Raw genomic sequence first — 21292 nt, 5'->3', positions numbered from 1 at the left:
GCTAAGCCACTAAAATGAAAAGTGTTAGAAGACGATTAATCGTAAACGACCTGATCCTCTTCGTAGCGGACTTTTACCGGACAGACCATCAGTGCCGCGCGCTGTCCAACCGGGACATGACGATTTGGAAAGACGACCGCTTCTCCTTCGTTTTTCGCCAGCAGCGGTTTATCGCCATCATGTCCAAACACTTCGCCATGTTTGAACGCAGTAAAGTTCTCAACGTCATCGGCAAACAAAAAGTCGAAATCGTCATGCAGGCGAACGATAGTACGACTGACGCGATACATAGTCGGCTTACGCGGTAAGTGCTCTGCTTTACTGCGTGAAATCAAATCGCGCATCGCCAAATCAAACGCAACCAGCTTGCCCAGTTCGTTCTCACCGATTTTGGCCACTTGCCCCAGTTCGACCGTCAGAGCTTGCGCCGCAAAATTCTCTGCGCTGAACCAACTAAAGGTGCTAGAGGGAGCGTTTGAAAACATCACGGCTTCTAAGTGGCCACTGGCGACAAAATCCATGAGGGCTTTACTGCGCACCGGATGTCGCACTTTCGGGCTGACGGCAAAGGTATAGTGCTTCGATAAACGAATCGCACAATGCAGATCTAAGTGCCAACGGGCGGCAGGGTCAGTGCCGTGGTAAAAGCGCCCTACGACATCTTTCAATTCATTAGCAATCGATAGCTCAATGCTCGGTTCGTAGTCTTTATCGTCAAACAAACGATTCAGATTCACGTCAATAAATCGAGTATGAGCATTGGTGGCTTGCGGATGGGCAACGATCAGCAGCAAACGCTCCCTGACCGGCTGGAAACCTGTTTGAATGTCATCGACAATCTTGTCAATGAGCTCCATCGGTGCAGTCTCATCACCATGAATGCCGGTAGACAATACAATATGCTTGGTGGTCTCATCAAAGTCGGCAGGAATCACTTCCAAAACGCCACGTTGATGAAGCCGGAAAACGACGCCATTGGCGACCGTCATTTCACCCACAGGCATCTCTTGATCGACATTGAGGCTGTCAAAAAGAAAAGATTGGCGAAAGAGGGATTTCGTCATGCGCTACTCCTTTATTGCACAGCGGTGTATGTTAATGAATTGAACCGACAATTTATGTAGAAGCGATCAAACTTATCGACACCAATTGTGTGCTTCATCGAAAATTATCCATCAACTGGGCATCACCCTACCCACAAGACTCACTGTGCAGGCAACCGAACGGCGCCCCGTTCAGCTACGTAAAAACTTCAATCATTTAAAGAGGTTGTTCATGACGCGCCGTCGTCCCATTCTGAAAACGCGCCAAGCTTTAGGCAGTGTAATCGAATCACAATAAAACGCATCCTCTTTTGCGTCTTTCGATGCGCTTTTGTGTGCTTAAATGCAGCCCATTGCGTATCGATTGATGTGACTTGATACCAGCTCGCCATTGTTAAGTCGCTATCGGTGACAAGACAGCCTTAAGCGATTAAGAGATAACCCTTACCCAGTCCCTAGCGGCGCGCCAATCATTCGTACCCGTGCGTGCTGAGCTTGGACCTGACCGCTCTCATCGGTGTAAAACTCAAGCTGCGTGATCGATTGGTTCTCAATATGCAAGGTTGAAAACAGCGCCGGATTTTGCCAATCGAGTCCAAGCACATAAGCCAAAATCATCCGAATCGTGCCGCCATGCATCACCACCAAGGTATCGCGTGAAAGCTCAGCAACAAACGCTTGCCAAGCGTTCACGACGCGATGATAAAAACGCTCTAACGTTTCTGCGCCGGGTAACGGGTGCTGAGCCGGATGCTGCCAAAACGCCTCCAGTGCAGACCACTGCTCACCCACCTCATCAAAAGGAATGCTATCGAGTTGACCAAACGAAATCTCGCGCCATTGAGGCTCTATCGTCACAGGGACCGTAACTGGGGTTGAGACCGAATGGGTGAGTGGACTGGCGGCGCTTTGTTGCTCTTCACCCAACGCCTGCAGGGCTTTAGCAAGATCAGCGCAGCGACGCAGGGGTGAGGTGACGATCGGCAGCAAAGCGTATCCATTGTCCGCCAACGCACGCGCGAACGCCTGTTGGCGCTCCGCCGCCACCGCCACATCCGTATGACCACACAAAGCAGGCTTGCCATCCACTTTGGCGTGACGAACAAGCGAGACTCGGATTGAAGACATCCGCACTCCTACGATTTCAATGAAACAGGCAAACCAGCGGCCACCAGCGTCACCTTGTCTGCCACTTGGGCAATGGCTTGATTCATCCAACCGGCATGATCGACAAAGCGGCGCGAGATTTCGCCCAATGGCACCACGCCCAACCCTACTTCGTTGCTGACTAAGATAATATCCGCGCGGCAGCGCTGAATGCTCGTTACTAACTGCGCCACGCGTTGTTGGGTGTTTTCATCGCTGAACGTCTCGCCGCCGTTGTAAATGACATTGTTCAGCCACAGCGTCAAACAATCGATCAGCACCACATCGTACTGACCAAAGTGGACCAGTTGCTCACTCAACTCAGTGGGACACTCATGCAGGTGCCACCCTTCACCGACGCGCTGAGCTTGATGGTGCGCAATCCGACTGGCCATTTCTTGGTCGAGATGAGTTGCCGTGGCGATGTAGTGTTTTTTGACTACCTCACTCCCCAGCGCGGCGTTACCCGCTTCACACAGCGAGCGAATTTGCGCTTCGGCAAAGCGCGATTTGCCTGAGCGAGCGCCGCCAAGCACCAAATGAATCGTCACCCTGCACCTCCAGTGAGAATGGGGCCACCGAGCGCAAGCAACGTGAGATAACAGAGCAACTCCATGATCTGCTGCGCCGCGCCCAAGCAGTCACCAGTAAAGCCGCCGAGGCGCGCCTGCAACCAGCGTTTAAAACCAAAGCGAAACACCACAGCGACAATCACTAGCGCTAGTACCGCGCCTGCGGATAAAAACAGACAAGGCACTGCCGCCGTCATAAGGAGAATGCCTAATTCAAGCCGAGTTTGACGCTGTGCCAAGGGCTTACTTTTACTGCCACTGAGATCGCTGACATAAGGCATATCGAAAATTAATGAGGCGGCTACCGCACGACTCAAGGTATAGCCGACAATAAGGATCACACCGATGGCAGTGATACTTTGACTCACTTGCTCGATGAGTTCACTCAGCAAAACAAACTTACCCAACAGCGCCATGATAAGTGCACTGGCGCCATAAGTACCGATGCGGCTGTCTTTCATGATCTCAAGGCGGCGCTCGGTGGTCATGCCGCCGCCAATACCATCCGCCATGTCCGTTAGGCCATCTTCATGAAAGGCGCCTGTGAGCATCAAGCTAAACACCATCATGACAAACAGCGCCGCACTGCTGGGCAGCCACCACTGCGCTGCGCCATACACCAAGGCGCACAACGCGCCCAAAATCGCGCCGACCAACGCAAAATAACGCCCGGCTTGGTTCATGCGCGCCTCACTATAAGGCGTCGAAGACGGGATAGGGAGACGCGAGAAAAATCCCAACGCCAAACAAAACAGTTGCCATTGATATTTGCTCGCGCGCCACATTAGACCGTTACTCCGGCTTCTTCAAAGCTCGCCATCGTGTTGTAGAACTCGGCGGCGCTGCGCAGCAAAGGCACGGCCAATACCGCGCCAGTGCCCTCACCTAGGCGCAGCTGCAAGTCAAGCAGCGGCAAAGCTTCCAGTCTTTGCAGCAACAATTGATGACCCGACTCATGCGAGCGGTGGGCAAAAATCATCATCTCTCGGCTTGAAGGTTCAAGTTCGCTTGCCACCAACGCTGCCACACTGACAATGAAACCATCAACTAGCACCGGCACTTTCGCTTTAGCCGCCGCCAAGAAAGCGCCAACCATCTGCACAATCTCAAACCCGCCGACCTCGGCCAATATCTCTTTCACGTCTAGACCGTCACAGCGCGCAACACCTTGAGCAACCAGCGCCACTTTACGCTCGTACTGCTCATCGGTGATGCCCGTTCCGCGGCCGACGCAGCGCTCAACCGGCTCCTTGGTCAAGGCACTCAGCAGGGCCGCCGCGCTACTGGTGTTACCAATGCCCATTTCACCAAACATCACCAGCTCAGAACCAGATGCGATCACCTTATCGACCACCTGCGCCCCCAGACGCAAGCCGTTCTCGACCTGCTCAGAACTCATCGCAGCTTGCTCGGCAAAATTGTGGGTTCTCTCGCCAAGACGCTGAGAGATAAACTGCGCCGAGTCAGACTCCACAGGCAGTAAGATTCCGCAATCAACGACAGTAAGCGCAACATCGTTGGCGCGGCAGAAACAGTTCACCGCAGCGCCACCCGCTAAAAAGTTAAGCACCATTTGCTGCGTCACAGCGCTAGGCGCAATGCTGACGCCCTCATCGGCAATCCCGTGATCGCCGGCAAAGACGATAGCAGCAGGTTGGTTGAGCGTGATGCGCTGCGCGAGTTTTCCCGCTTTGCTGCTTTGTATCAGCGCCAATTGATGGGCGGCTGACTCAAGCAAGCCAAGCGAGCCAAGAGGTTTGGTTTTTTGGTTGATACGGTGCCAAATGGCGTCAGAAAAAGCGTGGTTTAACATGTTATTTGGGCCTAGCTACAGAAAAAACGTCACGGGTCAAAGCGTATTGGCTGCCCCCGAGACGGGAAAGTGGGTTGAGCGACAGAGCATCAATCGTCAGGCGTTTGCCCTCTTCTGTCACGATATTAGGATCAAGGTAAATCTGCTCAATCTTGGCAAAAATAAGGCTTTGCGGGGTATCACCGATCTCTTTGACTTCAAACAGCGAACAACCAAACGCCACCGGGCAACCTTGCACCCGAGGCAGTTCAAAACCGTCAAAGCCAACCAACTCAAGACCGGTGGCTGCCACTTCTGACTCACCATGCTCTAGGGTTGCGGCGGTTTGCGTCACCGACTCGGCTTGCGCCTGATGAGCGATATGCACCACCATTTTTCGGTTTGCTAGTACATTGCGCGTCGTGTCTTTGATCTCGCCACTGGGCTTTTTGCCCACCGAAAACATCAACAGCGGTGGATTACTAGAAATCGGCGTAAAGTACGAAAACGGCGCCAAATTATAGTTTTGCGTGCCTGATTGCGTCAGTGCCCAAGCGATGGGTCTGGGAATCACCGTTTGCGTCATCAAATGATAAATGTCCGCAGGCGGCATGGTCGTCAAGTCAATGTTCATCACGTATCCCTATGGTGAGATTGAATTTTTGTCAGTGTACCGCGAAATACCGTTTTGAACACCCGCCGCCCCTGTTGTGATTGACCATTTGCTGGTCAATTCATCGGTTTTATTGACCTCAACTGGTATTTTTCTCCATTTGTACTATATTTTCATCAATAACGTAGAACGCTTTTGATCAGTAACGTAGAGCGCAAGGAGGTCTGTATGATTGCAAATCGACGTTCAAGTAAACCCAAAAACGGCTCGTCCTCACCCAAGAAAAGCACTCGTCGCTTACCTTTCTCACTCACCTAACCCCGGTTCTTCCACACAAGGACACAAATACACATTAGATCGCGAAAGATAGGATGAGATCATAGACTTTTCACTGATCCTGTAGGATTCTTCGTTCACCTTCCTCGAATTCATGCAAGGCTGACGGTGAACCAGACTGAACACAACCCCAACGAACGTGCACCGCTTGTCGTCATCACGGCAGGCGCCACGGGCCTAATTGGCAACGAGCTAATGAAGCAGATGCTCGAGGCCGAGCCGATCGAGGCTATTTACGCGTTATCTCGTAAAGCCTTGCCCTATTTTCATCCCAAATTAAAGACGCTGATTCACCCTGAACTGGAAGTACAGACGTGGACAGACGACAAACCGACCCCCACCTATGGCTTCATTTGTTTAGGCACCACACGCAAGCAGGCAGGCTCTAAAGAGGCGCTAGAACACGTCGACGTCAAACTGGTGTGTGAGGTCGCGAGCGAAATGAAACTGCTTGGCGTGACGCGTCTCGCGGTTGTCTCGAGTTATGGCGCGTCATCGCGCTCACTGTCTCATTACCTACGCTGTAAAGGAAAAATGGAACTGACCATTGAGCGTATGGGGTTTGAGCAAGTGGTGTTCTTTCGCCCTGGTCCATTAGTGGGGCTAAGAGATAAGCCAAGAAATGATGAACTGGTTTTGCAAGCGGTGCTAAAAGTGGCGCGCCCACTTATGATAGGCCCATTGCGCAAGCTGATTCCCATTCATGCCAGTGACGTCGCGCGAGCCATGCATTACGCACTGTTTGCAAAAGAAAAAGGCCATAGCAGAATCCGCGTCCTCGAAAGCCCAGATATGTTGGCGCTGATTGAGCGTTATCGTTAGCAGTCGATGACTCGTAGCGCCTCTACGTTGGCCGTCGGGTCCTTATTGTCCTTGATTTGTCCTGACGCGCAGAAAATCGTCACCCATTGCCCTAGCTTGAAAGTTTTTCGCCATTTCCCTTGCTTGCGCGCCCTTTCTTGACGGATACTTCACGTCAATCGCACGCAATTTCTGGAGAACCCATGCAATCTGATAATCAACCGACGTTTTTCTTCTTTGATTATGAGACTTGGGGAACCAGCCCTGCCAAAGACAGGCCGAGCCAGTTTGCAGGCGTACGCACCGATATGGATTTCAACATCATCGGTGAGCCGCTGGTGATTTACTGTCAGCCACCTGCCGATTACTTACCCGCGCCAGAAGCGGCGCTCATCACGGGTATCACGCCGCAAACGGCGGTCAGTAAAGGGCTGCCAGAACCTGAATTTATCGCTCAGATTCACGCGCAATTGGCGACGCCCAATACCATTAGCTTGGGCTACAACAGCATTCGTTTTGATGATGAAGTGACGCGCTATACCTGTTACCGCAACTTTATTGATCCCTATGCGTGGAGCTGGCAAAACGGCAACTCTCGCTGGGATCTTTTGGATGTGCTACGCGCTTGTCATGCGTTGCGACCTGAAGGCATCGAGTGGCCAGAAAACGAAGAAGGCTTTATTAGCTTTAAGTTGGAACATTTGTCGGTCGCCAATGGCATTGAACACGCCAACGCGCACGACGCGATGGCGGATGTGATTGCCACCATTGAGATGGCAAAAAAAATCAAAGCCGCACAGCCCAAATTGTTTGATTACTTTTTGTCGATGCGCCACAAACGCAAACTCAATGAGCTGATCGATATTGTCAACATGACCCCCTTGATGCACGTCTCCGGCATGTTAGGCCGAGAGTGCCAATACACCAGTTGGATGGTTCCAGTGGCGTGGCACCCGACCAACCAAAACGCGGTTATCATGGTGGACTTAGCCAAAGATCCTCAGCCACTGTTGGATCTTGATGTCGACGCACTCAACACGCGTTTGTACACCAAGCGAGACGACCTAGGGCCAGATGAACTGCCCGTGCCGGTCAAACTGGTGCATCTCAATAAGTGCCCAATTCTCGCCCCTGCGAAAACCCTCACGGCGGACAATGCCGCTCATATTGGCATCGACCGCGAGCAGTGCTTACAAAACCTAGCCACGCTTCGCCAACACCCAGAAATCCGCGAAAAGTTGATTGGCTTGTACAGTATTGAAAGAGAGTACGCCGCGTCATCCGACGTGGATACTCAGTTGTATGACGGTTTCTTTTCTCCTGCCGACAAAGCAGCCATGGAGATCATTCGCCAAACTGAACCGCAGCAACTCGCAGGTCTAGACATTGAATTCAGTGATCCACGCATCGCCCCGCTACTATTTCGCTACCGCGCACGCCACTACCCATGGACATTGGATGAAAAAGAGCAGCAGCAGTGGGCGGCGCATTGCCGCGAGTACTTCGAAAGTCGCATTGAAAATTACATGATCAATCTGGAAAACTTAGTTCATGAACATGAAAGTGACGAAAAGAAAGTCGCTATCTTAAAATCGGTCTATCAATACGTTCAACAGTTGGTCTCTTAAGGCAACACCGCTCTTATGCCTCGTACTTTATTGCACTACTTCATCTCATTTGGCTTGATTTTTCTCTGCCTGATCGCCGGTCTTAATATTCAGCAATGGCTGAAGACCTCGATTCCCGGCAGCATCATCGGCATGCTTATTTTGTTCTGCTTGATGGCAAGCGGCTTGGTGCCCTCAAAGTGGGTCAAACCCGGTGCGACGCTGTTTATTCGCTATATGGTACTGCTGTTTGTGCCCATCAGTGTCGGCTTGATGGAACACTTCGATCTGCTCTACCACAATGCGTGGCCAATTCTGGCAAGTGCGATTGGTGGCACGGCGATTGTCCTCATCTCTCTGGGCTGGATGCTCGATCGCCTGCTTAAGCGAGGCAACCAATGATGTGGCTACTCGTGACTGTGGTGGTGTTTTTGAGTGCGCGTTGGGTGTGCAGTAGAGTCAACTCACCGTTAATGAACCCGCTGCTGGTCAGCCTAGCGGTTCTTATCCCGCTTCTGACTTGGCTGAGCGTTCCTTTTGAAACCTATTACGAAAGCAATCACTGGATCAATCTCCTGCTGCAGCCTGCGGTTGTGGCCTTGGCCTACCCACTGTATGAGCAGCTCCCTCAAATTCGGGCCAATTGGCGCATCATTATGTTGGCATGCGGCGTGGGTAGCGTCCTGTCAATGGCGACGGCCAGTCTGATTGCCGTTAGCCTAGACACCGACTTAACCTTGATCGCCAGTTTACTCGGCAAATCGGTAACCACACCGATTGCGATGGAAGTCTCTAGCCATTTGGGTGGCGAACCCGCGATTGCAGCGATTTTGGTGCTATTGGTCGGCTTGTTTGGGGCGATTTTTGCCTACCCTATCTATGGGCTGTTAAACATCACCCACCCAATTGCAAAGGGTCTGACCATGGGCACTGTCTCACATGCCCTTGGCACCGCGACCTGTGCGGAGAAAAACGCGCAAGATGCGGCGTTTAGCTCTCTGGCTCTGGTGGTATGTGGCGTGATCACCTCCATATTGGCACCGTCATTTTTTGCTCTGGCACTCTGGTTATCGCACTAGCTGCGGCTAGACAGTGCGCCAGAATTGTGTGACATCACTCATCTATCAGCAAATTTGCACTCGTTACAAACGTAAGTGTGATTTTTATCACTGTATTGTTTGGTGCGTCGCATAGAATGATTGTCCAGTATCACAAGATGTCAACAACCTAGCTATGTTTTCCCTAGCATCGAGCTTGACTCTGAAATAACAACAAAGGATTCACTATGACCAGCCGCATAGAACAAGCCCTGACACAGCTCCCTAGCGACGTTGCCGATTACCTCAAACCCATCGTGCTGAGCGAGTCATTTGATGCCACCCTGTCAGCCGACCAATTTGAGCAGTTTAAAAACATCAGCGGTAAAAACGATGCTGATACGCGAGTGATGCTCTTGCCTGTCGCGGCGGCGTTCTCCTACGCCCCCCTGTCTAAATTCTACGTGGGCGCGATTGTGCGCGGCTTAACGGGTCGCTTATATTTCGGTGCCAACGTTGAGATTGCCGGTGTGCAACTCGGTCAAACGGTACACGCCGAGCAATGTGCCATCAGCCACGCGTGGATGAAAGGCGAGCAAGGCATTTCTGACATCACCATCAACTACAGCCCTTGTGGCCACTGTCGTCAGTTTATGAATGAACTGTCGACGGCAAAAGAACTCACGGTTCAATTGCCTGAACGTGAAGGCAAGACTCTGCACGATTATCTGCCAGAAGCCTTTGGCCCTAGCGATCTCGGCATTGAGTCGGGTTTGATGTCTGAGGTCAATCACGGCTATCACAGTGAAGACGGTGACGAGTTGGTACAAGCGGCTCTGAAAGCGCTGAATATGAGCCACTCACCTTACACTCACAACCTGAGCGGTGTCGCACTCAAAACCACCGATGGGTCGACCTATCTCGGTGCGTACGCTGAAAACGCTGCGTTCAACCCAAGCTTGCCACCACTGCAAGTCGCGTTAATTCAACTGTTGATGGCCGGTAAATCCTTCAGCGACATTGAATCTGGTGCCTTGGCAGAGATGGCCGAAGGCGGAATCAGCCACCTCGCCGACACGCAAGCGACCCTTGAAGTATTAGGACCAGATATTCCGCTGACCTATCTTGCGATCTAAGCTTTAGCGCCGACAAATTGTGCTCGATAATAAAGCGCCTTTTATCCACATAACGTGAGTAAAAGGCGCTTTTTCTGTTTACGGTGGCAGTGTTGTCTGCGAAGACCTATTCTGCCTACAACGAAAAGTAGCGGCTCACTATCGATGCATCAAACGTCAAAGAACGGCGTCGCATCCACTTCTAGCTGACTTGGCGCAATCGCTTTGGCAATCTTGACACTGCTGCGCTTGAGATCGACAAAAGCCACATCAACATAACGCTTGTTCTTGCGCGAGTAAAAGCACTTCACTTCCGGTTTCAGCGGCTCAGATTCATTGGATGTCCAGACGATGCCCACTCGCCCATCACTGAGTTCGACTAACGCCCCCACTGGGTACATACCGATACAGTTGATGAACTTATACACCAAGTCACGATCGAGGTGATTGGGCGTGAGGCTCAATAGAATTTTAAACGCCTCTGCCGAGCTCATTCCACGCTTGTAGACGCGATCCGCGGTGAGGGCATCGTAGATATCCACAATGCAACTCATGCGACCGTGCAGTGGAATTTCATCCCCTTTAAGGCCATTCGGGTAGCCGTTGCCGTCCAGTTTTTCGTGATGCATCAGACAGACATCACGGCTCACATCACTGAGCCCAGTCACGGACATGATCATATCTTTCGCAAACACTTGATGAAGCTTCATGTGCTCAAATTCTTCCGGTGTTAAGCGTGCCGGTTTGTGCAGCACCTTATCATCCACCTTCACTTTGCCCACATCATGAATAATGCCGCCGATCGCCATCTCTTTGAGCATCTCTCTTGGCAATTGCAGATGTTTACCAAAGGTCACCAATAAGGTGGCCACATTGACCGAATGCTCCAATAGATACTCGTCCTTGTTGCGCAGCGCTGAAACACATTGCAGCGCATCGGAGTCCACCAGCGCCGATTCAATCAAATCTTCCGCCCAATCATCAAACTCATCGACATGGACCGTTTTACCATCAAAAGTTTGGGTCAATACGCGATGAGCGAGCCCTTTGGCTTCACGAATAATATTGCTCGCTTTCTTCTGCATGGAAAAACGGCTTTTGGCTTTACGCTTAACTGCCTCGGTCTTCACCGATTCTACCGCCGCAGGTGGCGAAATGTTGTGCGAGTCATCGAATGGCTGTTGCACGGGTTTAAAAGTGCAACCTTTAGCAGACAAACTTTCGTCAACCCAAGCGAATTGGATACCATTTTTGATCAGTTGATTGACGGCTTGCTCTGACGGCACGCGCCCAGCATTTGCTAGGTTCACCTTTTTGTTGTCTTCCAGTGCGGTGACAAACATACCGACGGTTAGAGTGTCGATTGGAATTTTGATGGAATTATTAGGATCGTATTGCATTCTTATTTGATGATTACTCTACAACAAGTCACTTTAAGATTATAACTCTGATTTATGCTACATGCCCAACAAATACATGCAAGAGTCCTAATATAAGTCACAAAATTGAGATGGACGCAAACGTTTGCCTTTTGAGATCTATCCTCGTATGATCAGCGCCAAATTCTACATCTCTAAAAGGTTGATTATGTTTGGTACAGCGACTCGTCAAAATGCAACGCGTGTTCTTCTCCTCGGCTCAGGTGAACTGGGTAAGGAAGTCGCCATTGAGTGTCAGAGACTGGGCTTAGAAGTCATCGCGTGTGACCGCTATGAAGATGCCCCTGCTATGCAAGTCGCGCATCGCAGTTACACACTAGACATGCTTGACGGCGACGCACTGCAAGCCATCATCGACAAAGAGCAGCCTCACTATGTCGTGCCAGAAATTGAAGCGATCGCAACCGACAAGCTGGTGGAGCTTGAAACGCGTGGTCTCAATGTCGTGCCGAGTGCGAAAGCCACACAGTTGACCATGAACCGCGAAGGCATTCGCCGCTTAGCCGCAGAAACACTCTCTCTGACCACCTCTCCATACCGATTTGCCGACAACTATGACGAATTCACCGCAGCGATTGAAGCGGTCGGTCTGCCATGCGTGTGCAAGCCTGTGATGAGTTCATCGGGTAAGGGACAAAGCGTCATTAAGACAGATGCAGACATCGAAAAAGCCTGGGCATACGCTCAAGATGGCGGCCGCACTGGCGCAGGTCGCGTGATTGTTGAAGGCTATATTGATTTTGATTACGAAATCACCCTACTGACGGTACGCGCCGTTGACGGCGTTCATTTCTGCGCCCCAATTGGCCATCGCCAAGAAGATGGCGATTACCGTGAGTCTTGGCAGCCACAAATCATGTCGGATAAGGCGCTAAAAGCGGCGCAGCATGCGGCGCAAAGCGTTGTCGATGCATTAGGCGGCTACGGCATTTTTGGTGTCGAACTCTTTATCAAAGGCGACACGGTGATTTTTAATGAAGTTTCGCCGCGCCCACACGATACCGGCCTGGTCACTTTGATGTCACAAGACAGTTCAGAATTCGCACTGCATGTCCGCGCGTTTACCGGCATGCCAATCAGCAGCATTACTCAATACGGCCCTGCCGCATCTGCCGTCGTGTTAGGTCAAGGCACCTCACAAGACATCCGTTTTGAAGGCATGCAACAGGCACTCAGCGCGCCTCAAACCCAGCTGCGTTTATTCGGTAAACCTGATATCAACGGTCGCCGCCGTCTTGGCGTTGCGATTACACGCCGTGACACCATTGAGCAAGCCATCGAGAGCGCCGTCGAAGCGGCCAGTAAGATCAAGGTGATTTACTGATAGGTTCACGCCTGCCTCTATTTAAGTAATAAAAAACTCTGGTCCGTAATGGCCAGAGTTTTTTATTTTCGCCTATTGTAAGCGCTCCGATCGTCGCCTCATGATGGCGCCTGAATCAAATAGACCTCTTCGGCAAAGCGTGACAAACCGCGCTTCGCAATTTTTGGATGGCGCTCGTCGGCATCATCTCGATAGAGCTTAGTCACTTGATACCCCTCAAACAGGGCACGAACTTCCTGCTCGGCAACACTAAATGGGGGCCCCGCCATCTCTAATTGAGGATAATCTAAGGTGACCAGTAAAATCCGCCCACCGGGTTTAAGTAACGACTGAATTCTTGCCACATAGTCGACACGCATCTCTTCAGGCAGCGCCACTAACGCTGCGCGGTCATAGACCAAATCGACCGGTTTGACGGGCGCGGTAAAGACGTCTCCGGTGTAAATAGAGAGCTCATCGAACTGAAACAGCTCATGCTGACCATTGAGAGGGATCACCAACGGCGTATAAAAGTGCTCGGCGAAAAAGGCGCGCACCGCAATGTTACTCAGCTCCACCCCTTGCACATCACTGTGTTTGGTGGCGAGCCACACCAAATCTTCTGATTTACCACACAGAGGCACAAATACGTTTTCGTCTGCGCTGGGGTTGGTCGCTGGCCAGTATTGAATCAGCAGTGGATTCACGTCTTCCAAGTGGAAACCAATCTCATTGGATGCCCATCTGGCATGCCAAAACTCTGGATCTTTCATTCTCTTTCTCTTTCGATGACTGACGTGCCATAGCCTAACGGAAAGTCAGCCTTCGTGGTAGGTGGCATAAGGCATTCTGCGATGGAGTCTGGTCATAATTGGTTACAACTAGCGGATGAACTTAAGCAAAAACGCACAATCCAACCAAGGTAAGTTAATGAAATTGAGACCAACATCATAATTCAAAAGTTTATCGAATAGCGGACCTTGGAAAGGCCATTTCCATCCCAAGATCTTAATCAGACACGTAGCACTTAGCGGTTCCTTTTTCCTCCATTTTCTAAGCGACTACGATTCTAAGGAGAGTGAATGAGCGTATTCTTGCGTACCACTGCACTGATGCTGTTAATGCTCAGCCGCGCCCCGGCGTTTGCCGCGATCCCTATGGCCCCTGACCGAGATGAAGGACCCAGTACTAAGCAAAACCAAGTCAGCCCTAAAGCGTTTAAACACAACTTGAGCGGTTTGTACGGCATTAAATCAACCGACGCCTCACCCACTCAACCCTATTCAGATTTTGACGTGCTCTACAGCAAAGCGCACCAAGCGCAAGCGGAGCTCGAAACCTTATGTAAAAGTACCGCACTGTTAACCTCCACCGACGCTTACTTTGCTGGCGTAAAATCAAGCCAGCGAGCACAAGAGAAAATTGCCCATGAGCTCGACGGTCAAGTGGATCGCATCACCGACCTTGCCAGAGCCACCATAGTGGCGCACGATATTGATAGCTTGATGTCCGCCTATGAAGCATTAGCGCGTGAAACTACGGTAGTCAAAGTAAAGAACCGTTTTAAGAGCCCACAAGCATCAGGCTATCGTGACTTGAATATTTTGGTTCAACTGCCAAAAACTCAATTGGTTGCAGAAGTGCAACTGCACCTCAAAGCCATTGCGGACGTCAAAAATGGCGCAGAGCACGATATTTATGAGCAGATTCAGCTGATTGAGCGTCAAGCCGCCGCCGAATCGCGCCCGCTTAATGACATTGAAATGGCCAAGGTCGATAAAATGCGCAAGCTCTCTAAAGCGCTGTATCAAGACGCTTGGCACCCCTACCTCACTACGCATCTTAGCGCTGCCTAATTAATTTGGTTCAGTTCTCCTCATTAATGGGCAAACAAGGGTCAAGACCCTGTTTGCCTCACAACTTGCTCACTCCTGCTTGACGCATTCAGCGAATCGGTTACCCTTTTGTATAGTCAATAATGGATGGCGTGTCCCTCTGAAATCAGTGAGCTTATGAGTCAATCACCGTTATACCTGCAAATCAAACACTACATCGAACAACAGATCAGCTCGGGTCATTGGCCAGTTGGTCACCAAATCACCACCGAGCTTGAGTTAACCAAGCAGTTCAATGTCAGCCGTATGACGGTAAACAAAGCGATTCGCGATCTGGTTGCTGAGGGCAAACTTCAGCGCCGACCTCGATTGGGCACGTTTGTTTGTGCACCAGATGAGAAAGCGGAGTCACCGCTGCTTGATATTCGTAATATCGCAGAAGAGGTCGCGCAGCGAGGCAAAGCCTACTCCAGTAAAGTGATTAAGCAGGTCGAGTTATTGGCCGACGGCGTGATTGCGACCAAGCTGGGGGTGATGCTCGATACCAAGGTGTTTTACAGTGAAATCATTCACTTTGAGGACAACTCCCCCATTCAATACGAACTGCGCTGGGTCAACGAGGCGTATGCGCCCGACTATCTCTCGCAGGACTTCACCACCTTAACGCCCAACCAATACCTTTCTCAGCACTGCCCGCTCAGTGCGATTGAACACACAGTGGAAGCGATCGTGGCAGATGATAAAGTCCGCAGCGCATTAAAGTTGGCGGCGAACGAGCCCTGTTTGCTGCTCAATCGCCGTACCTGGAGCCAAGATAAACTGGTCAGTACCGCGTTACTTTATCACCCCGGTACGCGTTACAAACTCAGCTCTAAAGTGACCTTCTGACCGTTTGAAATTGGTCTAGTGATCACATTTTCATAACATCACACTTGATCATTTGACTACTCAAGAATCATTATTTGTATATACATTTAAATCTATGAGTCTATCGAATGTTCTCCTCTGAGCTACCCCACTACGACTTGGTGCTCTGCAATGCTCGACTCGTCACGATGTGTGAGGGCGAGAGCGGCTATCAAGTCAGCGCGCCGACCAGTATCGGTATTGTGCAAGGTAAAATCGCCTTCATTGGCGACATCCAACCGCAGCCCGAACGCTATGATTGCCAAGGCCAACTGGTGACGCCGGGCTTGATTGATTGCCATACCCATCTGATTCATGCCGGTAGCCGAGCGCACGAATTTGAAATGCGGTTGTGCGGCGCCAGTTATCAAACCATCGCTGAGCAAGGCGACGGCATTCTCGCAACCGTGAAAGCCACTCGAGAGGCGAGCGAACAGACGCTCACTGAACTCGCGCTGCCTCGTTTGGATGGACTGCTGCGCACCGGTGTCACCTCAGTGGAAATTAAATCCGGTTATGGCCTAACGCTCGCCGATGAGCTGAAAATGTTGCGCGCGGCCAAAGCACTAGAGCAGCACCGTAAGGTGCGCGTGACGCCCACCCTGCTTGCCGCCCATGCGGTGCCACCAGAATACCAAGGGCGCGCCGACGATTACGTTGACTATATTTGCCAAGCGATCATTCCTGCCGTGGCTGACGAGCAGCTTGCCACTAGTGTGGATGTCTTCTGTGAATCCATCGGCTTTTCACTGGCGCAAACCGAGCGTGTCTTCCAATGTGCGACCACGCATGGGCTCGCGATTAAAGGGCATACTGAGCAACTGTCGAACCTTGGCGGCAGTGCGTTAACGGCAAAGTACTCTGGGCTATCAGCGGATCATATTGAGTACCTGGATGAGAGCGGCGTGAATGCACTTGCTCAATCAGGCACTGTTGCCACCTTGCTACCCGGCGCGTTTTACTTTTTAAAAGAGACGCAGCGACCACCGATAGACTCTTTACGCCAAGCCGGCGTCCCTATGGCGCTCGCGACAGACTTCAACCCCGGCACCTCGCCGTTTGCTGACTTAACCATGATGATGAACATGGCGTGCACCTTTTTTGGCTTAACGCCGCAAGAAGCGCTGCGCGGTGTCACCTGCCACGCCGCGAAAGCGCTGGGCTATGGACAGACACGTGGGCAGATAGCACCAGGCTTTGACGCTGATCTTGCGATTTGGGACATCGCCCACCCAGCAGATCTTAGTTACCAGCAAGGCATGCCGCGTTTAACCGCTCGTGTTGTATTGGGAGAGCTCAATCATGCCTAATCAACCTCAGTCATCTTTTCACTGGCAAGGGCGCGATGACAAAGAAGATGGCGCACTGGGTCAGCGCGTGCATCATGTCGTCAACTCTACCACTAGCGACGCGCTCAGTGAGCACACTCAAGATGCCATTGCCCTATTGGGTTTTGCCTGTGATGAAGGCGTGGCACGTAACAAAGGACGAGTCGGCGCCGCCAATGGGCCAGATGCGATTCGCCAAGCATTGGCAAACCTCGCGTGGCATGAATCGACCCCTTGGCTGGACTTAGGGAATGTCACCTGCACCCAAGGCCAGCTTGAGGCGGCGCAGCATGAGTGCGCGCAGCACATTGCACTCGCACTCGAGCACAGCAAAGTGATCACCTTAGGTGGTGGGCATGAAGTGGCGTGGGCCTCTTTTCAGGGGTTAGCGAGCTTTCTTCAGCGCCACTTAGATAAAACGTCGCCTGCAACAACGACTCAAGGCGAAGCTCAACAGCAGCAGATCGCACCGAAGATAGGCATCATCAATTTTGATGCCCATTTTGATTTGCGCACCTTTGATACCCAAGACACGCAGCCGAGCTCAGGCACGCCATTTCATCAAATGTCTCGCTACTGCCAAGCGCATAAGTGGCCCTTTCAGTACGCGTGCATTGGCGTAAGCCGCGCGAGCAATACCGCCGCGCTGTTTCAACGCGCGGATGAACTGGGCGTCTTGTACATCGAAGACACCGAGCTCGCGCCTTACTCACTCAAAACCCCACTCGAGCTGTTGCGCCAATTTATCGAGCAGTGCGATCACCTCTATCTCACTATCGATCTGGATGTGTTTCCTGCCGCCACGGTACCGGGCGTGAGCGCACCAGCCGCTAGGGGCGTGAGCCTTGATACCTTGTCGCCACTTTTACAGCTCTGTCTTGCTCAGCCTGAAAAGCTGCGTCTAGCCGACATTGCCGAATACAACCCTAAATTTGACATCGACCAGCAAACGGCGCGATTCGCAGCCCGCTTATGCTGGGACATAGCTAAGGCCATGGTGAACACACCAAGCCAGACTAAACAACCGAACAAGGAGTTCCCCCAATGAGTCAACCGACCAAGCATCACAACCCGCGCCTTGATACGGCGCGTACCATTCGCGCGCCACATGGCACAACCTTGCGCGCGAAGTCTTGGCTCACCGAAGCGCCACTGCGTATGTTGATGAATAATTTGGACCCCGATGTGGCCGAGCACCCACACGCACTCGTCGTGTATGGCGGTATCGGGCGTGCGGCGCGCGATTGGGCGTGTTATGACAAAATCGTCGAGGTGCTGGAGCGCCTTGAAGAAGACCAAACCCTAGTGGTGCAATCGGGCAAGCCTGTTGGTGTTTTCCCTACTCATAAAAATGCGCCACGCGTACTGATCGCCAACTCAAATCTCGTTCCCCATTGGGCCAACTGGGAGCACTTTAATGAGCTCGATAAGCAAGGGCTGATGATGTACGGTCAAATGACGGCAGGCAGTTGGATTTACATCGGTTCACAAGGGATCGTCCAAGGCACCTATGAAACCTTTGTCGCGGTAGCCAAACAACACTTCTCTGGTGATGCCAGTGGCCGTTGGGTGCTTACCGGAGGCTTAGGCGGCATGGGCGGTGCGCAGCCGTTGGCCGCGACGATGGCGGGCTTTTCGATGATCGCCGTTGAATGTGATGAATCTCGAATCGATTACCGTCTGCGCACGGGCTACGTCGACAAGAAAGCGACCTCGCTCGATGAAGCACTAGCAATGATCGCAGACGCCACCTCGCCGATTTCTGTTGGCTTACTGGGCAACGCCGCCGATATTTTCCCTCAGTTGGTTGAACGCGGTATTACACCGGATGTCGTCACCGATCAAACCTCGGCGCACGATCCTCTAAATGGCTACTTGCCCTCTGGATGGACGATGGCACACGTTGCGACAATGCGCTCACAAGATGAAGCCGCCGTGGTGAAAGCGGCCAAGCAATCCATGGCGCGCCAAGTGCAAGCGATGCTCGATTTGCAATCACGCGGCGCCGCTACCCTAGATTACGGCAACAACATCCGCCAAATGGCGCTTGAAGAGGGCGTCGAAAATGCGTTTGATTTCCCTGGCTTTGTCCCTGCCTATATTCGCCCACTGTTCTGCGAAGGGATTGGACCATTTCGCTGGGCGGCGCTCTCTGGCGATCCGGAAGATATCTACAAAACCGACCAAAAAGTGAAAGAGCTGATCCCCGATAACCCCCATCTGCACCATTGGCTCGATATGGCGCGCGAGCGCATTCAATTCCAAGGTTTACCGGCACGTATTTGTTGGGTGGGCCTTAAAGATCGCGAGCGTCTTGGCCAAGCATTCAATGAAATGGTCAAAAACGGCGAACTCAAAGCGCCGATTGTGATTGGCCGCGATCACCTTGATTCTGGCTCGGTGGCCAGCCCGAACCGTGAAACAGAAGGCATGATGGATGGCTCTGACGCCGTCTCAGATTGGCCTCTATTGAATGCACTACTCAATACCGCAGGCGGCGCCACTTGGGTGTCGCTGCATCATGGCGGCGGTGTTGGTATGGGCTTTTCACAACACTCGGGTATGGTTATTTGCTGTGATGGCAGCCAAGATGCCAGCGAGCGAATTGCACGTGTCCTGCACAATGACCCTGCAACAGGGGTAATGCGCCATGCGGATGCAGGCTACGATATCGCGAAAAAATGCGCCGCAGAGCAAGGATTAGATCTTCCTATGCTCAATGAAGAACTGAAAAAGCTAAAATAACCCGCGCACGAGAAGGAATATGAACATGCTCAACTTACTGTTAAAGCCGGGACAGCTCAGCTTACATCAATTGCGCCACATCAGTCGCAGCCCAGTTAACCTTTCACTGGACGACAGCGCCATCCCTGCCATTGAAGAGAGTACGCAGGTGGTGGAACAGGTGATCGCGGAAAATCGCACCGTCTATGGCATCAACACCGGTTTTGGCTTACTGGCCAACACGCGTATTGCGCCTGAAGATCTAGAAACCTTGCAAAAGAGTATTGTGCTGTCACACGCTGCCGGCATTGGCGAGCTGATGGCAGATGAAACCGTACGTTTGATGATGGTGCTCAAAATCAATAGCTTATCGCGTGGCTACTCAGGGATCCGCCTAAGTGTCATCCAAGCGCTTATCGAGCTGGTCAACGCGCAAGTCTACCCTTGTGTGCCGCAAAAAGGCTCCGTTGGTGCCTCGGGTGATTTAGCGCCGCTGGCTCACATGAGCACCGTGTTGCTTGGTGAAGGACAAGCGCGTCACAACGGCAAGATCATTTCAGGTCTTGAAGCCCTGAAGATCGCGGGTCTAAAACCTATCACGTTAGCGCCAAAAGAGGGCCTTGCTCTGCTCAACGGCACGCAAGCCTCCACCGCCTTCGCGTTGGAAGGTCTTTTTGCAGCCGAAGATCTGTTTGCTTCAGCAACCGTGTGCGGCGCGATGTCGGTGGAAGCAGCGCTTGGCAGTCGTCGTCCGTTTGATCCGCGCATTCATCGTGTGCGGGGTCATCGCGGACAGATGGACGCTGCTGCTGCGTATCGTCACCTGCTTGATAACAGCAGTGAAATCGGTGAATCGCACAATGGCTGCGAAAAGGTGCAAGACCCATACTCCCTCCGCTGCCAGCCTCAGGTGATGGGCGCGTGTTTGCAGCAGATTCGTAACGCGGCCGATGTATTGCAGGTAGAGGCCAACTCCGTCTCAGACAACCCCTTGGTGTTTGCCGACGATGGCGACATCATCTCTGGCGGTAACTTTCACGCCGAGCCGGTGGCGATGGCCGCAGATAACTTGGCGCTCGCCATTGCCGAAATTGGTAGCCTTTCAGAGCGTCGTATGGCGCTACTTATTGACAGCGCGCTCAGCAAACTACCGCCATTTTTGGTCGACAACGGCGGCGTGAACTCGGGCTTTATGATTGCTCAAGTCACCTCTGCGGCACTGGCAAGCGAAAACAAAACCTTGGCTCACCCAGCCTCGGTGGACAGCTTGCCAACCTCAGCGAACCAGGAAGATCACGTGTCGATGGCGACATTTGCTGGCCGTCGCCTCAAAGACATGGGGGAAAATACCCGCGGTATCTTAGCCGTTGAGTACCTATCTGCCGCGCAAGGGATCGATTTTCGCTCCCCGCTCTCCTCTTCCCCACGTATTGAAGAGGCCAAGCAAATCTTGCGCGAGAAAGTCAGCTTCTACGACAAAGATCGCTACTTCGCCCCTGATATCGAAAAAGCCAATAGCCTGCTCAAAATGGCCGTTCATAACCATCTGATGCCACAAGAGATCCTGCCAAGCATCTAACCCTCTACGCTCAAACGTAATGCCTAGAATGCCACCTGCGTTCTAGGCCCATCTCAAAACGAGTCATGGTTTGGTGAAAATTCAACTGGATCGACCATTGAAATCAAATCGTCATA

Annotated in this window: 20 protein-coding genes; 12 read left to right on the top strand and 8 right to left on the bottom strand. The window is 52.0% G+C overall.

Features of this window, described 5'->3' with window-relative positions:
* Positions 1 to 35: 35 nt before the first annotated feature.
* From AC6R03_RS09330 to AC6R03_RS09305, 6 genes are all read right to left on the bottom strand, one after another.
* Positions 36 to 1064: a succinylglutamate desuccinylase gene (locus AC6R03_RS09330; protein WP_500632200.1), complete on the bottom strand. Its 1029-nt coding sequence runs from the start codon at positions 1062 to 1064 to the stop codon at positions 36 to 38.
* A 423-nt stretch (positions 1065 to 1487) separates the two neighbouring features.
* On the bottom strand, positions 1488 to 2171 hold the full coding sequence (locus tag AC6R03_RS09325; protein ID WP_500632199.1) for a histidine phosphatase family protein: 684 nt from the start codon (positions 2169 to 2171) through the stop codon (positions 1488 to 1490).
* A gap of 8 nt (positions 2172 to 2179) precedes the next feature.
* Positions 2180 to 2740 (bottom strand): bifunctional adenosylcobinamide kinase/adenosylcobinamide-phosphate guanylyltransferase, encoded by a 561-nt coding sequence (gene cobU / locus AC6R03_RS09320; RefSeq protein WP_500632198.1) that lies wholly within the window; start codon positions 2738 to 2740, stop codon positions 2180 to 2182.
* Positions 2737 to 3546, bottom strand: a complete 810-nt coding sequence (locus tag AC6R03_RS09315; RefSeq protein WP_500632197.1) for an adenosylcobinamide-GDP ribazoletransferase — start codon at positions 3544 to 3546, stop codon at positions 2737 to 2739. The genes cobU and AC6R03_RS09315 overlap by 4 nt, the downstream gene beginning before the upstream one ends.
* A complete protein-coding gene (gene cobT, locus AC6R03_RS09310) occupies positions 3546 to 4574 on the bottom strand; it encodes a nicotinate-nucleotide--dimethylbenzimidazole phosphoribosyltransferase (protein ID WP_500632196.1) in 1029 nt (342 codons plus the stop codon). The genes AC6R03_RS09315 and cobT overlap by 1 nt, the downstream gene beginning before the upstream one ends.
* Before the next feature lies 1 nt (position 4575).
* A complete protein-coding gene (locus AC6R03_RS09305) occupies positions 4576 to 5187 on the bottom strand; it encodes a flavin reductase family protein (protein WP_500632195.1) in 612 nt (203 codons plus the stop codon).
* 510 nt (positions 5188 to 5697) lie between these two features.
* Here AC6R03_RS09305 and AC6R03_RS09300 point away from each other — a divergent pair.
* The 5 genes from AC6R03_RS09300 to cdd all read left to right on the top strand — a co-directional run bounded on the left by AC6R03_RS09300 (position 5698) and on the right by cdd (position 10083).
* Positions 5698 to 6324: a Rossmann-fold NAD(P)-binding domain-containing protein gene (locus AC6R03_RS09300; protein ID WP_500632223.1), complete on the top strand. Its 627-nt coding sequence runs from the start codon at positions 5698 to 5700 to the stop codon at positions 6322 to 6324.
* 182 nt (positions 6325 to 6506) lie between these two features.
* A complete protein-coding gene (gene sbcB, locus AC6R03_RS09295) occupies positions 6507 to 7931 on the top strand; it encodes an exodeoxyribonuclease I (protein ID WP_500632194.1) in 1425 nt (474 codons plus the stop codon).
* 15 nt (positions 7932 to 7946) lie between these two features.
* On the top strand, positions 7947 to 8312 hold the full coding sequence (locus tag AC6R03_RS09290) for a CidA/LrgA family protein (protein ID WP_500632193.1): 366 nt from the start codon (positions 7947 to 7949) through the stop codon (positions 8310 to 8312).
* Complete coding sequence (locus tag AC6R03_RS09285; protein WP_500632222.1) at positions 8312 to 8989, top strand: LrgB family protein; 678 nt, start codon at positions 8312 to 8314, stop codon at positions 8987 to 8989. Before AC6R03_RS09290 ends, AC6R03_RS09285 begins: the two co-directional genes overlap by 1 nt.
* A 206-nt stretch (positions 8990 to 9195) precedes the next feature.
* Positions 9196 to 10083, top strand: coding sequence for a cytidine deaminase (gene cdd, locus AC6R03_RS09280; protein WP_500632192.1), 888 nt, complete (start codon positions 9196 to 9198; stop codon positions 10081 to 10083).
* 149 nt (positions 10084 to 10232) lie between these two features.
* On the opposite strand, the gene AC6R03_RS09275 is transcribed toward cdd, so the two are convergent.
* Complete coding sequence (locus AC6R03_RS09275; protein WP_500632190.1) at positions 10233 to 11462, bottom strand: cyclic di-GMP phosphodiesterase; 1230 nt, start codon at positions 11460 to 11462, stop codon at positions 10233 to 10235.
* Positions 11463 to 11649: 187 nt separating this feature from the next.
* Between AC6R03_RS09275 and purT the strand changes: the two genes are divergently transcribed.
* Positions 11650 to 12825 carry a formate-dependent phosphoribosylglycinamide formyltransferase gene (gene purT, locus AC6R03_RS09270; RefSeq protein ID WP_500632189.1) on the top strand — a complete coding sequence of 392 codons (1176 nt, stop codon included), beginning with the start codon at positions 11650 to 11652 and terminating at the stop codon, positions 12823 to 12825.
* Positions 12826 to 12923: 98 nt separating this feature from the next.
* Here the strand turns inward: purT and AC6R03_RS09265 are convergent, their stop codons facing one another.
* On the bottom strand, positions 12924 to 13577 hold the full coding sequence (locus AC6R03_RS09265) for a thiopurine S-methyltransferase (RefSeq protein ID WP_500632188.1): 654 nt from the start codon (positions 13575 to 13577) through the stop codon (positions 12924 to 12926).
* Between the two features lie 309 nt (positions 13578 to 13886).
* On the opposite strand from AC6R03_RS09265, the gene AC6R03_RS09260 reads away from it, so the two are divergent.
* From AC6R03_RS09260 to hutH, 6 genes are all read left to right on the top strand, one after another.
* Positions 13887 to 14660: a phosphoribosylglycinamide formyltransferase gene (locus AC6R03_RS09260; protein WP_500632187.1), complete on the top strand. Its 774-nt coding sequence runs from the start codon at positions 13887 to 13889 to the stop codon at positions 14658 to 14660.
* 156 nt (positions 14661 to 14816) lie between these two features.
* Positions 14817 to 15527 carry a histidine utilization transcriptional repressor HutC gene (gene hutC, locus AC6R03_RS09255; RefSeq protein WP_334550531.1) on the top strand — a complete coding sequence of 237 codons (711 nt, stop codon included), beginning with the start codon at positions 14817 to 14819 and terminating at the stop codon, positions 15525 to 15527.
* A 107-nt stretch (positions 15528 to 15634) separates the two neighbouring features.
* Positions 15635 to 16855, top strand: coding sequence for an imidazolonepropionase (hutI, locus tag AC6R03_RS09250; protein ID WP_500632186.1), 1221 nt, complete (start codon positions 15635 to 15637; stop codon positions 16853 to 16855).
* On the top strand, positions 16848 to 17921 hold the full coding sequence (gene hutG, locus AC6R03_RS09245; RefSeq protein WP_500632184.1) for a formimidoylglutamase: 1074 nt from the start codon (positions 16848 to 16850) through the stop codon (positions 17919 to 17921). The genes hutI and hutG overlap by 8 nt, the downstream gene beginning before the upstream one ends.
* Positions 17918 to 19618, top strand: coding sequence for a urocanate hydratase (gene hutU / locus AC6R03_RS09240; protein ID WP_500632182.1), 1701 nt, complete (start codon positions 17918 to 17920; stop codon positions 19616 to 19618). Before hutG ends, hutU begins: the two co-directional genes overlap by 4 nt.
* A 19-nt stretch (positions 19619 to 19637) precedes the next feature.
* On the top strand, positions 19638 to 21176 hold the full coding sequence (gene hutH, locus AC6R03_RS09235) for a histidine ammonia-lyase (RefSeq protein WP_500632180.1): 1539 nt from the start codon (positions 19638 to 19640) through the stop codon (positions 21174 to 21176).
* The last annotated feature ends 116 nt before the right edge of the window (positions 21177 to 21292 follow it).

The sequence above is a fragment of the Vibrio sp. R10-SG-ISO4 genome, assembly GCF_059834135.1.
This window is presented reverse-complemented; position numbering and strand designations above follow the sequence as displayed.